Genomic DNA, 14,005 nt, shown 5'->3' with positions numbered 1-14,005 from the left:
CCTCTTGATTATTGAATGGCAATTCTTACGTCCACGCCGGCTTCGTTAGTAGTAGTCGGGGGCACGCGCGAAGCTCCCTGCGGTTCGATCGTCGACCTTCTGTAGAATATAGACAATGTGACTCTGGAACTCATAACATATTTAATCTTCGGTTCCAGGACGGTATTTATTTTACCGTCCTGCGGCGTGCCTTCCTCTTTGAAACTATCCATATTATAAACTACCGTTGAGTTCTTACCGTTAGTATATGATATCGAGATTTCCAGGTCGTTCTTTAGCGAAATTCCAAACAAAGGCAAGTCGAAACCGCTCTTCGAATAACTCAAAGATACGTTTATATCGCGCGATAACGATTCCGTAATATTTCTTGTGGAAGAACCGAGAGAATACGAATTTCGTGTTGTATATCTAATTGTGCTCTGTAACGAACCGCCCCATAAGTTATCAAATTGGAATGTAATTCCCAAGAGCGGCGTAAAAGAATAATCGACTTTCTGCGTTTGAATTTCCTGAATGCCGTCGGGATTGATCAACCACCCTTCGCTGTAATTCGAAGAATAAGCGTGATTGATTGTTATTCTTTTTGCAAACGACAACAACTCGTATTTTTCAAGTCCCGTCCACGAGAAACTCCAATTCGGACGAGGTACGTATTTGAATAACTTGGAGAGAACCGGTATTTTCCCCAATATCGAAGTCGTCTCGAATCCCCTTACAAATGCATCCGACAAACTCTGGGTTGGATTTTCAGAATTTTTATTATAGAGTTCGTGGACTTTTGAAATTCCGTTTCCAAAACCGAACGGGAAAAACAAGAACGACCGGTTTAACGTTCCCGTTGTGTTATAAACCTCGGCGTACGCCAATCCGTTTTCGTCGGTTTTGAAGTTTATCGATTTATTGATGCCCCAGCCCACTTTCCAGCTTATATCGAGTTGAGCTCCTTCCCAAAGAGGGCGCGAAGTTCGCATATCGATATCGTTTTTATGCGTGTAATTGTCCGTCAAATTTCCGAACGGCGAGCGCTGACCGACGTCATTCGAAAATCCGAGCATGAATAAACGAGACGGACCGTTGGCAGGCGATTGTTTGAAACCCCAGAAATTGTTGAATCCGGTGCCTTCGCCCTTTAGACCTCCGCCGGTATAACTGCTCGATTGCGAAAAATTAAATGAGATTTGATCGTAATCGATCAGAAGCCATTTAATTCCCAGTTTCAAATATTCAAGTATAACTGTAACGGTTCCGGGACCTTCGCTTAACTCAGCTTCGTTCATTAAATCGGAAATCAAAGAGTCTTTCACAGCGGCAGAATCTTTTAGTGCGTTATCCTGCGCTATTTGTCTGTCGACGTCGACTCCGCGCTGTTGATCTGTCCTTCTGGCTCCGCGTCCTCTGCCGTCTCCTCGAGTAGGTTGACTTCTTTGTGTCTGCGATTGCGAAGGACTGCTTTCCTGGAACAGAGGGGCAAAAATCGATTTTAATCTTACAGTCATTCCCGCCGAAATTCTGTTCGAATAACCAGCCGAACGTCCCAATTCTTCCTGATTGAAATTATAAACCCAATTATACGTTACGCCGTAAGATGCGTTTACATTGACATATCTGTTCAAATCCCAGAAAGTCGGTATCTTGGGATTAGTTCTGATATCGAAACTCTGCCTGTAATTGAAATCTCTTCCGAAATATTCTCCGTTAAAAATATCTCTCCATATTTCGCTTTCGGAACGTTCATATAAACTGTCTTTCAAAAGGAGATAAGCCAATGAAGACTGAACGTCGAAACTGTAAGCCATACTCAAATTGAGCAGTCCGCCTTCCGTAATTGCCCAGGTAAATCCCGCGTTGCGCGAAGCCGTAAAGTCGCGTTGAATATTCGGTTTGTTTGCAAGCGTTCTGTTGACGGAATAGTTCCTTTTTCGCGAAGTATTAATACCGGCGCTGATTGTCTGCGGCGCAAAATAGACTTTCATCTCTTTATAATCCGTCAACAAATCGAATATGCTCCCGATTATCGGAATATCTGCGGGTCTGAAGAAAAGTTCTCTGCTCAGATTTACCGAATATGCGATACTTCCGTTCCACTGCCAACTGCTGCTGGTCAAAATCGTCGGAGACGTATTTGTCGTCCTGTTGTAATTAAAACTAAATGTAAGATTATTGATTAAATCGCGAATATACCAGAGATCCGTCGGCACTTTGAATCTGACATTCGATAACGCCCACGATTCCGAGAGACTGTAGGTTCTTGTCGAATTAATAAATTCGCTAATGGAATCTTCGATTGCCTGCGAATCCCAGTTCTGTTCGGTAAGAGCCTGTCTTAGCTGCGTTTGAGCTTCGGATACTTTTATATCCGTACCTGGTTTGAACAGCGGATTTTGCCTTCTTTCATTACGAGAATAAACAATCCTGAAATTGCTTCCGGCCAGATTAAGAGGAATAAGTTTTAACAAGTCCAGATCGACAGAAACGCCCCATGATATGGCTTCGTTGCGCGATCCGAAACGATCGGTCAATCTGTGAAAATACGGATTGGTTTGACTGGCGTTGAAGCTTACTCTCATAACGTCAGCCAGACCGAAAGAGCCCGAAAGACTGTAAGCCCATCCCGGAGTGTCGTCGGCTTCGAGCACTCTCAATTCGTTTATCCATACGCTTCCGGAAATCTTTTCGCCGGGCGTTCCTTTGTCGGCCGGATTGATTATACCAATCGTAAAGAAAGAAATTCTCGTAAGTGTGGGATTGCCCCGAATTCCGTATGTATGTCCCTCTTCCCCTTCGACGGGAACTCTGTAAATTGTATTAATATTCGAACTGTCGCGTCTTTGTTTAATGGCTGTCAATTCGGAGAAAATTATTTTTACCTCGTTCCAGTTTCTATTCTTATTATCGCTTTTGAGCGGTTGACGGTACTCGTAGAAGTTCAACGAGTCCGACCCGAAACGGATATAGACTTCGGAGGAATAATTATCGGGACTTTCGTAATACGTAACGCTGCCCGGCATATCGTTTTCGTCTGCGTGGACAAACAATTTCATTTGTTTGTAATTAAACAAATCGAGCGGTTTATAGAGATATTTTACGACTTCTCGTTTATCGCCATCTTCAAGATTCTTTATCAAAAGTTCCAGCGACTGTTCGTTTTTATAAATATCGTAGTCAGGTTGACTTCTGTCCCTTTCGCGTTGAACTCCCGGAGGCGAATGATATTCTGGATTGTCTTCTACGTTAACTACCGAAACGGTCAATACGGTGTCGTCGTTAGTTACGCGCGGCGGTTCCAGAACTTTTTGCCATTGATTGCCCACGAGATTCATTTCGGCAAATCGTAAATGGACAGGTCTGTCTGTGCCCGAGACCCAGAATCTGATAGTTTCGACAACGGAAAAACTCGGGTCGCCGTATTTCTCCACGTAATCTTTTAACGGGATTCTGAAAAGATACCATCCGGCGTTATCCCCGCCTCCCTGAATAAACGGATTGGATCTGTTTGTATCGATCGGCACTTCATATCGAAAATAGCTGTTAACGCGATCCAATGTAAAATTATGGTTTAAATCTTCCGAATCTGGCAGTCTTCCGATATCAATCGAAACCGCATTGCCCTGCGTGCCGTTAATTTGCGTATAATCCGGATTCTGCGTCAATTGGAAGAAATAGTTATCGTTGCTGGGATCCGGATTTGATACAGGGTCGTAATTCGGCTCCTGCTCGTCGATCCAGCCGTCGATACCCGTGTCTTCTCCTTCGTCAATTAAATCGTTGAAATTTTTATCCTCCGTGTCCAATTTTCCGTTTGGAATAATATCTTCGCTTATCTGCCCCAAATCGATGTTCAATTTCAAATCCGGCGGAGCGTCTTCAACCTTCACCCAGAATTCGATAAATTCTATGTTCTCTTCAATTAAATTGTTAGCCGTAGTCGACAAGAGTTTCATCATACCCGCCCAATTTTTCTTTTTATCGCTTAAGTCGGGATTCCAGTTGTAAAATCCGGGTTTATCGGGGATGTAAACAAAATCGAGCGCAGTAATAAGACTTTGATCCGGTGCCGCATTTTTTCTTCCTGCGTACAAATCGTATATGGTCACATCGGAAGGCGTTCTGTTGAACCAGTAAGCTTTAGCCTTATGATTCATTCTTTCCATTTCGGGCAATGCATCGATAAAGGGAAGTCCGTTCGGTACGCTTATATCTTTCCAGGCTCCGTACTGCATTCCGAGCGGAATAATTCTCTTAGCGCCTTCGAAGTCGTCGATGTATGCGATACTTTTTCCTTCGTCGCTCGTAATAGCGCTTTTTTTAGTATTCGGGTCGGGACTCATATAAGCATATTCCGCATTTAAGATAAGTTTGGACATCGTGCTTGTAGGTATAACGTAGTCGATTGCTTTTGTGAGGAACGGCATGTCGAGGCTTGTTTTGAAATCGAGTCCGAATATCGAGTTGTTCAACGGCTCCTCTCCGATTCTCACTTTGTCGCTCAGAGTTTGTTGATTCAAATTGAGGAAAGAAAATCCGAGCGTAGTATTGCGGTCGATTTCGTACAAGCCTCTCAAACCGACGAGCGTTTTAGACGCCATCTGAAACAAATCGTTTTGCTCATATGTAATTTTCAAGTCGGCTCCCGGCACAAGAGCTTCCGGTTTTCTGATGATTACCTGCCCGATATTATAATCGACCGTATAATCGACTCCTTCGGTAAGCGCATTGCCGTTCAAAAGTACTTTTACCGAATTTTCGACAACATTAAAACCGATGTTGTATGAAGAAGTTACCGAAGCGGTATATTCGCCCGTAATCAAAAATTTATCTTTGGCTCTGTCCTGTCGGGCAAAATTGACGGTAGTATCGTAGACTGCGTCGTAACGCAACTCCGAAGGCAAATCCGACGGTAAATCTTCCCCGAACGGTTCGAGAACAGGAAAGATTATTTCGCCGGTCGATTTTATAATTGTTTTACTCGGAATAAAATCAAATGCTCCGTCCGGTCCTCCGGTTCCGCTTTCGTCGGTTTTATCGAATCCGAACGCCTGTATTAATTTAATTCCGTTGTAATCGCTCTGAGCCTCTCCTCCTTCGAACTGATATTTTATATCGAGTTTGAAACCTTCCTTGTTAATTTCTCTTCCGCCGATAGCGTAAATATTTTTTAGTTGAAGTTTCCAGGCTTTTTTAAATTGAGGCTGAAGGTTAGGGGGTTTGACTAAGAGCAACACAATATTTGCCGAACTATCGGCGGCTACGTCTTTAAGAAATTCGCCGTAATAGATATCGTCGTTCGGAGAAGCGGAAGGACCTTCTCTTCGGAAAGCTACCGCCACTGCTTCCTGTTGTTGTATTTGAGTTTTGAAACTAATAAAGCCCGTTTCAGGATGAACTTCGTAGTCGACATTTTCCTGTAATTTTATCCAGCGGACGCCTATTTCCTGCACGCCGCTGATTGTCTGTTCTTGGGTATTTCTCAAGTCGTCATACTTCTCGTTAGCTTTTCTCGGACGCAAGTCAATAAAAGCATGTCCTTTTCTTTCGTTCGGATTATACAAACCGGTGTAAGTTTTCCAGACTTCGATTTCTTTTATTCTGAGAGAATCGATTACCTCGGGAATAAATTTACTGAAATAACGATTAAAGACTTTTAAATTCGGGTCGGTATAAATTTCGTGAACAAAGAAGTGATTAGGCGAATAATCGTAAGCATGAATTTGGAATTCTTGCGACTTCGAACCGCCGCTGACAGATACTTCCTGAGTTTCGCCTTTCTTCTGCGAAGCCAGAGCGGTTAGTTTCAAGGGTCCCAATTGAAAATTAGCCTTGATACCGAAAAGTGCTTCGCTTCCGCCAATCAACGGCGAAGTTTGAAGCGATACGTTTCCCGCTTCGATACTCTGAATTATTTCGTCTTCGTAACCTGTGTATTTTAATTTCAGTTGGTTTTCGTATTGAAACGTACGTTCCGTGTTCCAGTCGGCAGCAATATTTAATTTGTCTCCGATTGTTCCGCTGAGATTTATTTGCACCTGCTGTCTGAAATCGGGTTCGTTTCGCGTATTACCCAGAGCCGAAGTAGTAATTCCTTCGGTTGTTTCGTTGCGCCATGCGCCGTGAATATCAACCGCCCCGGCTATTTTAATGTTTATTTTAGGGGGCCCGAAAATGCTGAACAGCGATTTGCTCGGCAGCGGAATTTCGATATTGGTAATGTCGGTTATAAGCTGACTCAAATCTTTATTCTGATCTTTTAGTTCGTACTTGTAGGCCAGCTTTTCCCATTCGTCTTTTGTTATTGAGGCAAGCCGCAGATTTATGTAATCCTCGAGCGACATTTCGAGTAAAATTCTGTATTCATAATTTCCAATTAATTCTTTGATAATAACTTTGGATCCGGTGGAATCGAGTTCCACTACCCTCTTAACTACGGAAGACGACGGTTCTATAAATAAAGGATACCTCCTTTTAGGTCTGAACGGAACAACGTAATAATCGTCTCTTTTGGCGCTGAAATATTTAATACGCGCAGTCGAATCTGCGGCGAGCGAATCAATTCGACGGATCGAATCCTGCCTTGCTTTAAGAATCAGAGAATCCTTACGGGACAATTCGACGACGGAGGTGTCGCGTCTCAGTTCTTCTTCGCCTTTTTCGGTGGAATCGGGTATTGAAAGGAATTTTAATCCGGAATGCCCATAATTTAAAATATTTGACGTACTATACGGATTGGTCTGATTGCCTTTCGGGGAGGCTATTTTGAATCCCGTTGAAACAAGTCCGCTTAAGGCTATAAAGATTATTACCCGAATCAGAATATTTTTTTTACCGGAATAGATATTCAACCTGCATATTAGTTACGAGAATAGTAGAATAATAACCTATATACCTCCCCTTTTTTTCGTTCAAAATTTAGCAATTTTTTTTGACTTTACAATCCGTCTGCTAAATAATTTTTCCGGCAATTTTCCTCCAACAGTCAATCAATCCCCTATTCCCCAATCCAAATACCTAATCCCTAAATAATATCCTTCAATTCCGTTTTAACATCGAGAGTATCGATAATGTTACTTTTTTCGACAATAACTGCGCTCAATTTGTTTCCTACGCAAGCGCCCGTATCGATATAAACCGCATTAGAATCTTCAACAAAAGTTACGTCCGGTTGTTTGGTATGACCGACTATTTGGAGTTTGCCCAAATTAAGGAGAGGATCGCGCGTCCACATTACTCCCCTATCGGTATTTATATCGGCTTTGATAAACGGCGCCAGAAGTTCGAGATTATCTCTGAAATTTTCCGGCAGATATTTTTCGTAATTACTCGAAATGCCGGCATGCGATATAAAACAGTCGTCCAGATTATAATAGAGGGGCGCTTGTTTTATAAAATCGATATGTTCGAACATTTCTTTCTGATGGTCTTCATAAGAAAGAAGCGTCGGTTCGTTGCCGTTAAAAAACCACGAGCGTGCAAATACGCTCGAAGGATCTTTGAAGAAATGATAGAACATGTAGTCGTGATTACCGGGAGTAATTTTAATGTTGTTTTTAATAACGTATTTAATTACGTCGTAACTGAAATTGCCTCTGTCAACCAGATCGCCGACGGTATAAATTTCAATACCCGGATATTTTTCTGTAATTTTTTCGTACAGCGCTTTCAGTGTAAAGAAACAGCCGTGAATGTCGCCGATAACAGCAATCATATGTGATAAGTTTTTTTGGCAAATTCTGTTAATTCGTCCCTAAAAGCGGGATGAGCAATTTCAATTAACGCGCGAGCCCTTTCCTGAATTGTTTTACCGAAGAGGTCGGCAATTCCGTATTCGGTAACCACATAATGGACGTCGCCACGCGAGGTTACAACTCCGGCTCCTTCTTTAAGGGTCGGCACAATTTTAGAAAACTTCATATTTGACGTCGCTGCCGGAAGCGCAATAATCGGTTTACCGCCTTCTGACCTGGCTGCTCCTCGCACAAAATCGACCTGTCCGCCAATACCGCTGTATAATTTTGTCCCGATACTGTCGGCGCATATCTGTCCCGTAAGGTCAATTTCGATTGCCGAATTGATTGCCACCATTTTATTGTTCTTGGCTATTAAAAACGGGTCGTTTACGTATTCCTGCGGATGAAATTCGAAAATCGGATTGTTATCGATAAAACGATACGACTTTTTCGTACCGAGAACAAATCCCGCAATAATTTTTCCGGGATGAAGAGTTTTCTTTTCTCCGTTTACCACTCCTTCTTCAATCAGTTCTATAAGTCCGTCGGAAAACATTTCCGTGTGAACGCCCAAATCATTTTTTTCGTGCAGGTATCTGAGCACAGCGTCGGGAATCGAACCGATCCCCATTTGAATAGTCGAGCCGTCCTCAATAAGGCTCGCAACGTTGCGGCCAATTTTATCGTAAATTTCGAGTTCTTCCTTAGAAGCGTTCGGGTCTACCTGAGGCAGTTCCTGCAACGGCTCGTCGACTTCAACGATATAATCGATTTTATTGATGTGAATAAAACTGTTGCCCAAACCTCTCGGCATTTGTTTGTTAACCTGGGCAATAACAATTTTAGCTTTTTCGGCGGGAGTTTTAATATTGCCGACATCGATACCATAACTGCAAAAACCGTGTTCGTCGGGCGGAGAAACGTGAATCATAGCCACGTCCGCCTGCAATACTCCCCTCTTGAAAAGAAGCGTTACTTCGGAAAGAAAAATAGGAATAAATTCCGCGCGTCCTTCGTTTACGGCTCTTCTTGTATTATGACCGATAAAAAAGGCTTTGTGCTTGAAATGTTTTTCCATTCCCGGTTCAGTATAAGGCAGATTTCCTACAACGAGAATATGATAAATTTCAACGCCGAACAATTCATCTTTTCTTTTAACCATTGCATTAATTAAGTTCAAAGGCGCCGCGCATCCCGGCTGAATAATAATCTTATCTCCGCTCTTGATCACCTTGACGGCTTCGTCGGCGCTTACAAGCTTTGAAGTGTATTTACTGATCCACGGAGCGCCGGAAGTTTTATTTATGCTTGTTTGTTCTAATGTCATAAGACACCCAATTTAATTAGTTGGGAAAATGTGTAATCTTCTGAATTCGAGTCCGTAAACGTCCGCAATGTTTTCATTCGAACAAAAGCCGTTAAAAGTGCAAACTCCTTTTGAAAGCCCGGTATCGCTCAATAAAGCTCTCGAAAGTCCGTTGTCGGCAATTTCGAGTATATATTCGATTGCCGCATTCGTAAGACCGTACGAAGCCGATCTCGAAACAAAAGCGGGCATATTAGGCACGCAATAATGAATTACATCGTGCATTACGTAAATAGGGTCGGAGATTGAAGTCGGTCGACTGGTTTCGACACAGCCGCCCTGATCGATCGATACGTCCACGATTACGGAACCTTTTTTCATCGTTTTTACCATCTCTTCCGAAATCAAATGCGGAGTTTTTTCGGCTTTCATCTGGACGGCGCCGATGAGCAGATCGGCAAATTTAACACCTCTTGCAATTGTATATTCATTGGCAGCGACGGTGGTAATGCTTTTGGAAATCAGGTCGTTAATTCTTTGAAGCCTTCTCAAATCTTTGTCGAGAACTATAACATGAGCGCCTCTCGAGTATGCAGTTCTGGCGGCGTTAAATCCGACAACGCCGGCGCCTAAAATAACTACCGCCGCCGGAGCCACTCCGGGAATGCCTCCCAATAATATTCCCCTTCCAATCGGATGGTCGCTGCCGAGATATCGCTCGCCGGCTTGAACTGCCAGCTGTCCCGCTATTTCGCTCATCGATTGAAGCACCGGCAGGTGATCTCCCTTTTCGATTAATTCGTAAGCTATTGCAACTATTTTCTTTTTCAGCAGTTTTTCGATAATGCTCTTTTTATTAACCGCCAGATACAAGAATGAAAAAATTATTTGTTCGTCTTTTAACAAATCGGCTTCGTCGTCAGTCAAAGGCGCAATCTTTACAATCATATCGGAGCGTTGATAAACTTCTTCGGGGGAATAAACAATATTTGCGCCCACCTGTCTGTATTCTTCGTCGGTAAAATGACTATCCAGTCCGGCGCCGGTTTCGATAAAAACGGTATGACCGGATTTAACCAGAGTATTGACTCCTGCCGGAGCCAGAGCTACCCTCTTTTCTTCATAATGCTTTTCTTTCGGTATTCCGATTCTCATAGGCACACTTTTTTTTATTTTAAGTAAAAATAGTTATTTACGATTCATTCCACAAATCAATTAACCGGAGTAATCGGCTTTTTGCCTTTCAGCGCCGCTTCAACATTTCGAGCAGCCAGCAGAGCCATGGCTTCTCTTGTTTCCGTAGTCGCGCTCCCGATATGCGGCAATAGAACGACGTTTTTTAGTTTAGTCAATTCCGGATTGATATCGGGTTCGTTTTCATAGACGTCGAACCCGGCCGCTTTTATTCTTTTCTTCTTCAATAATTCTATCAAATACTTTTCATCGATTACTTCGCCGCGCGCGACGTTTACGATAATCGCGCTTTTTTTCATCAGTTTGAGTTTTTCCCGGTCGATTATATGATAAGTATCTGCCGTCAAAGGGAGGTGGACGGTAATTATATCCGAATTTTTCATCAGGAAATCGAGACTAACTTTTTTCCCTTTCAATTCATTTTCGATAATCGAATTTTTCGATCGGTTGAAATAGATAATTTTTGTTTTGAAAGCTTTAATTCTCCGGGCTACTTCCGTTCCTATCTCACCCGCGCCGACTATCCCTACGGTTTTACCTTTCAGTTCTGTTCCCAAAAACAAGTCGGGCATCCAGCCTTTGAATTTGCCTTCGCGCATAAATTTTTCTGCATCGATCAAACGTCGCGTGCATGCCAGAATTAAAGCGATTGTTAGTTCGGTGGTTGCGTCGCTCAAAACTCCGGGCGTATTTGTAACTACAATCCCTTTCTTTTTTGCGTATTGAATATCGATATTATTGTAACCGACGGCGTAATTTGCAATTACTTTACAATTTGACAATTCGTCTAAAACTTCCCGGTCGACTTTATTTGACAGCAGCGTTATAATACCGTCGGCTTTTGAAGCTTTTTTAATCAATTCATTTTTTGATAGAGGTTCTTTTCCGGTGTAAACCGAAACCGTAAAACCTTTTGACCTCAAATACCTGTCGATTTTACCGGGGAGTTTGCTTGTTATAAATACTTTTTTAGCCATTTTTTATCCGAATAAAAGTTTTACTATAAAAAGCGCTCCGAGAATTCCTGCAATATCGGCGGCTATGCCGGCAATAACCGCGTGACGGGCTCTTTTAATATTTACGGAGCCGAAATAGAGAGCCAGGACATAAAATGTGGTCTCGGTGCTTCCCATAATTGTCGAGACCAAAATACCGATAAACGAATCGGGGCCGTGAACCGTAATAATTTCCGACATAATGCCGAGCGAGCCGCTTCCCGAAAGAGGACGCATTAATGCCATCGGCAGAGCCTCGGCCGGAAAACCGATTAAATCCGTCACCGGCGAAAGAATTTTTACAAAAAGGTCGAGAGCGCCGCCCGCTCGGAAAATTCCGATTGCAACCAGCATTGCAACGAGGTACGGAATAATCTTAACAGCGATTTTAAATCCTTCTTTAGCTCCTTCTACAAATACTTCGTAAATTTTTACCTTTTTGAAAATGCCGTAGCCGACAAACGTCAATATTAGCAACGGGATTGCAGCTGTCGAGATAATCGTTACGGTATTTTTTATTGCTACTGGCGAAAGTCCGTTTAAAAATAGAATTACCGTCATCCCGATCAAAAGCAAAAAGAAGAAGAGCGGTTTAATAAACGATTTTAAATCCGCATTGCCTTTTGATACGTACTCGAAAACTTTTGCCGTAGTAATGCCAGCAATAGTGGCGCATAGAGCTCCGAAAAAAGAAGTGCCGATAATAATTGCGGGTTCATTGCTGCCGGCTGCCGCTCTAACGGCAATTGCCGTAGCAGGTATCAATGTCAATCCGGCGGTGTTGATTGCCAGAAACATACACATTGCGTTCGTAGCGGTTCCTTTTTTATCGTTGAGAGCGTCGAGTTCTTCCATCGCTTTCAAACCGAACGGAGTGGCTGCGTTTCCCAATCCCAGCATATTTGCGGATATATTCATAATAATCGAGCCGATTGCGGGATGGTCTGGCGGCACTTCCGGAAAAAGAAATTTTGTAAGAGGCTTAATCAATATCGCTATTTTACGAATTAGACCGGCTTCTTCCGCTATTTTCATCAAGCCGAGCCACATAGCCATTATCCCGATCAATCCCAAAGAAATATTAACCGCGGTCGAAGCGTAATCGATTGCCGCGTTTGTAACGTTCTTTAGTTTTAAGAAACTTACTTCTTCAAGCCGAATATAAACTTCGGCTGTGTCGGACACTTTGACATTATTAAAAACAAGTTTTCCGGTAATGTCAATTTTATCCCCGTTGGCGGCGGCTATTTCTTTCCATAGTTCCGGATCGTCCTCGTCGATTGTAATTTTAATGTTGTAATTGTTTTTTCCCTTCGCAGGTTTATAGTCGATTTTATTTTTTATGTCTTTTTCAATTTCAGCGCGGTAAAATTTCGAATATGTGTCTTTCGGAATTATCAACTCGCCTTTGCCTTCGCTTTCCCCGCTTCGGACAAAATAAGCGGGCAAATTTTTCCCGTTCATATATTTGTTTTCATGATAATCAGATAAGTCGTAGATAACAGCCGAAGCGATTCCGATTGAAAGGAGAGCCAGCCAGATGTAATTGAGCATACGGTTTTATTCTTTTATTTGATTTCTTTTTTGACAAAATTATAAATTAATAGACAAAAAAGGGATTTTTTTTACCCGGAGGAAAAATCTATGAAAACGGCTCTGGTTCAGTATTCGCCCGAGTGGGAAAACATCGAAAAAAACATCGATAAAATCGAAAGACTTTTGTCCGGTATAAATTTGCCTCTCGATTTAATCGTTTTTCCCGAAATGACATTAACAGGCTTTACGATGAATCAAAAAGATTTCGGCGAAGATATAGACGGCGCTTCTTTTCGATATTTTATGGATTTATCGAATCGACTGAAGACTGACGTAATTTGCGGAATAATTGAAAAAGAAGGCTCTAATTATTACAATTCGGCTGTTCACTTCAGCAAAGGATTAATCGCCGCAGTATATAGAAAAATTCATCTCTTCAGCCATTCAAAGGAAAATAATTACTACGCTAAGGGAAAAGACCCGGTTGTAACAAAAGTCGGCGGAATAAAGACAGGATTGAGCGTCTGTTACGATTTACGTTTTCCCGAGTTATACAGACTGCTAAGAAAAGAAGGCTCTGAGATCCTGATTGACATAGCAAATTGGCCTGTCGACAGAATTGAACACTGGCGCGTTCTTTTGAGAGCCCGGGCAATTGAAAATCAATCTTATGTAATCGGAGTCAACCGCACCGGCAATGATCCTTTTTATAAATACAACGGATTCTCGTCTGTTTACGACCCGATGGGAAATTTAATAACGGAAGCAAAGGACGAAGAAAAGGTTTTAATTGCGGATCTGGATATTGACGATATGCGAAAGACGCGCGATAAGTTCAAATTCGGAGAAGATATCTGTTTGATTTAATAAAAATAAGGCTGCCCGCATAAGGCAGCCTTTGGAATTAAAGCGAACTTTCGCCCGATTCGCCGGTTCTTATTCTGATTGCATCTTTCACGTCGTAGATAAATATCTTTCCGTCTCCTACCTGACCGGTTTTGGCAATTTTAATTATAGTTTCTACCGCCGTTTCGACCCGGTCGTCAACGCAAATCAATTCGATTTTTACTTTCGGTACGAAGTTTAAGTTGTATTCAGTGCCGCGATAAACTTCTTTGTGTCCTTTTTGTCTGCCGTAGCCTCTTACTTCGGATACCGTTAAACCTGCAAATCCGGCTTCGCTCAAAGCTTCCTGAACTTCGTCGAGTTTATGCGGACGTATAATGGCTTCTATTTTTTTCATAATTACCTCT

The 14,005-nt window shown here is 42.3% G+C and carries 8 protein-coding genes; 1 reads left to right on the top strand and 7 read right to left on the bottom strand.

What is annotated here, in order from left to right:
• Positions 1–8: 8 nt before the first annotated feature.
• From sprA to ACOYVE_RS09000, 6 genes are all read right to left on the bottom strand, one after another.
• Positions 9–6,836 carry a cell surface protein SprA gene (gene sprA / locus ACOYVE_RS09025; protein WP_422881619.1) on the bottom strand — a complete coding sequence of 2,276 codons (6,828 nt, stop codon included), beginning with the start codon at positions 6,834–6,836 and terminating at the stop codon, positions 9–11.
• Positions 6,837–7,009: 173 nt separating this feature from the next.
• The gene (locus ACOYVE_RS09020) at positions 7,010–7,699 is read right to left on the bottom strand and encodes a metallophosphoesterase (RefSeq protein WP_014857068.1); all 690 of its coding nucleotides are present in this window, start codon (positions 7,697–7,699) and stop codon (positions 7,010–7,012) included.
• Complete coding sequence (locus ACOYVE_RS09015; protein WP_014857067.1) at positions 7,696–9,048, bottom strand: acetyl-CoA hydrolase/transferase family protein; 1,353 nt, start codon at positions 9,046–9,048, stop codon at positions 7,696–7,698. The genes ACOYVE_RS09020 and ACOYVE_RS09015 overlap by 4 nt, the downstream gene beginning before the upstream one ends.
• A gap of 12 nt (positions 9,049–9,060) precedes the next feature.
• Positions 9,061–10,182 carry an alanine dehydrogenase gene (ald, locus tag ACOYVE_RS09010; RefSeq protein ID WP_014857066.1) on the bottom strand — a complete coding sequence of 374 codons (1,122 nt, stop codon included), beginning with the start codon at positions 10,180–10,182 and terminating at the stop codon, positions 9,061–9,063.
• Between the two features lie 56 nt (positions 10,183–10,238).
• Positions 10,239–11,198 carry a 2-hydroxyacid dehydrogenase gene (locus tag ACOYVE_RS09005; RefSeq protein ID WP_422881617.1) on the bottom strand — a complete coding sequence of 320 codons (960 nt, stop codon included), beginning with the start codon at positions 11,196–11,198 and terminating at the stop codon, positions 10,239–10,241.
• A gap of 3 nt (positions 11,199–11,201) precedes the next feature.
• Positions 11,202–12,770 carry a nucleoside recognition domain-containing protein gene (locus ACOYVE_RS09000; protein ID WP_422881615.1) on the bottom strand — a complete coding sequence of 523 codons (1,569 nt, stop codon included), beginning with the start codon at positions 12,768–12,770 and terminating at the stop codon, positions 11,202–11,204.
• Positions 12,771–12,860: 90 nt separating this feature from the next.
• Between ACOYVE_RS09000 and ACOYVE_RS08995 the strand changes: the two genes are divergently transcribed.
• Entirely contained in the window at positions 12,861–13,619 is a 759-nt protein-coding gene (locus ACOYVE_RS08995) for a nitrilase-related carbon-nitrogen hydrolase (protein ID WP_422881613.1), read from the top strand.
• 37 nt (positions 13,620–13,656) lie between these two features.
• On the opposite strand, the gene ACOYVE_RS08990 is transcribed toward ACOYVE_RS08995, so the two are convergent.
• Positions 13,657–13,995 (bottom strand): P-II family nitrogen regulator, encoded by a 339-nt coding sequence (locus ACOYVE_RS08990; RefSeq protein ID WP_422881611.1) that lies wholly within the window; start codon positions 13,993–13,995, stop codon positions 13,657–13,659.
• Between the last annotated feature and the right edge of the window lie 10 nt (positions 13,996–14,005).

It is taken from the genome of Melioribacter sp. (genome assembly GCF_049325435.1).
Lineage (GTDB): Bacteria > Bacteroidota > Ignavibacteria > Ignavibacteriales > Melioribacteraceae > Melioribacter > Melioribacter roseus.
The sequence above is the reverse complement of the archived record's forward strand: the minus strand, read 5'-3'. Positions and strand labels throughout refer to the sequence as shown.

Coding starts and splice junctions, on each gene's coding strand:
- ACOYVE_RS08995 (WP_422881613.1), top strand. CDS start 12,861: ATGAAAACGGCTCTGGTTCAGTATTCGCCCGAGTGGGAAAACATCGAA.
- ACOYVE_RS08990 (WP_422881611.1), bottom strand. CDS start 13,995: ATGAAAAAAATAGAAGCCATTATACGTCCGCATAAACTCGACGAAGTT.
- ACOYVE_RS09015 (WP_014857067.1), bottom strand. CDS start 9,048: ATGACATTAGAACAAACAAGCATAAATAAAACTTCCGGCGCTCCGTGG.
- ald (WP_014857066.1), bottom strand. CDS start 10,182: ATGAGAATCGGAATACCGAAAGAAAAGCATTATGAAGAAAAGAGGGTA.
- ACOYVE_RS09005 (WP_422881617.1), bottom strand. CDS start 11,198: ATGGCTAAAAAAGTATTTATAACAAGCAAACTCCCCGGTAAAATCGAC.
- ACOYVE_RS09000 (WP_422881615.1), bottom strand. CDS start 12,770: ATGCTCAATTACATCTGGCTGGCTCTCCTTTCAATCGGAATCGCTTCG.
- ACOYVE_RS09020 (WP_014857068.1), bottom strand. CDS start 7,699: ATGATTGCTGTTATCGGCGACATTCACGGCTGTTTCTTTACACTGAAA.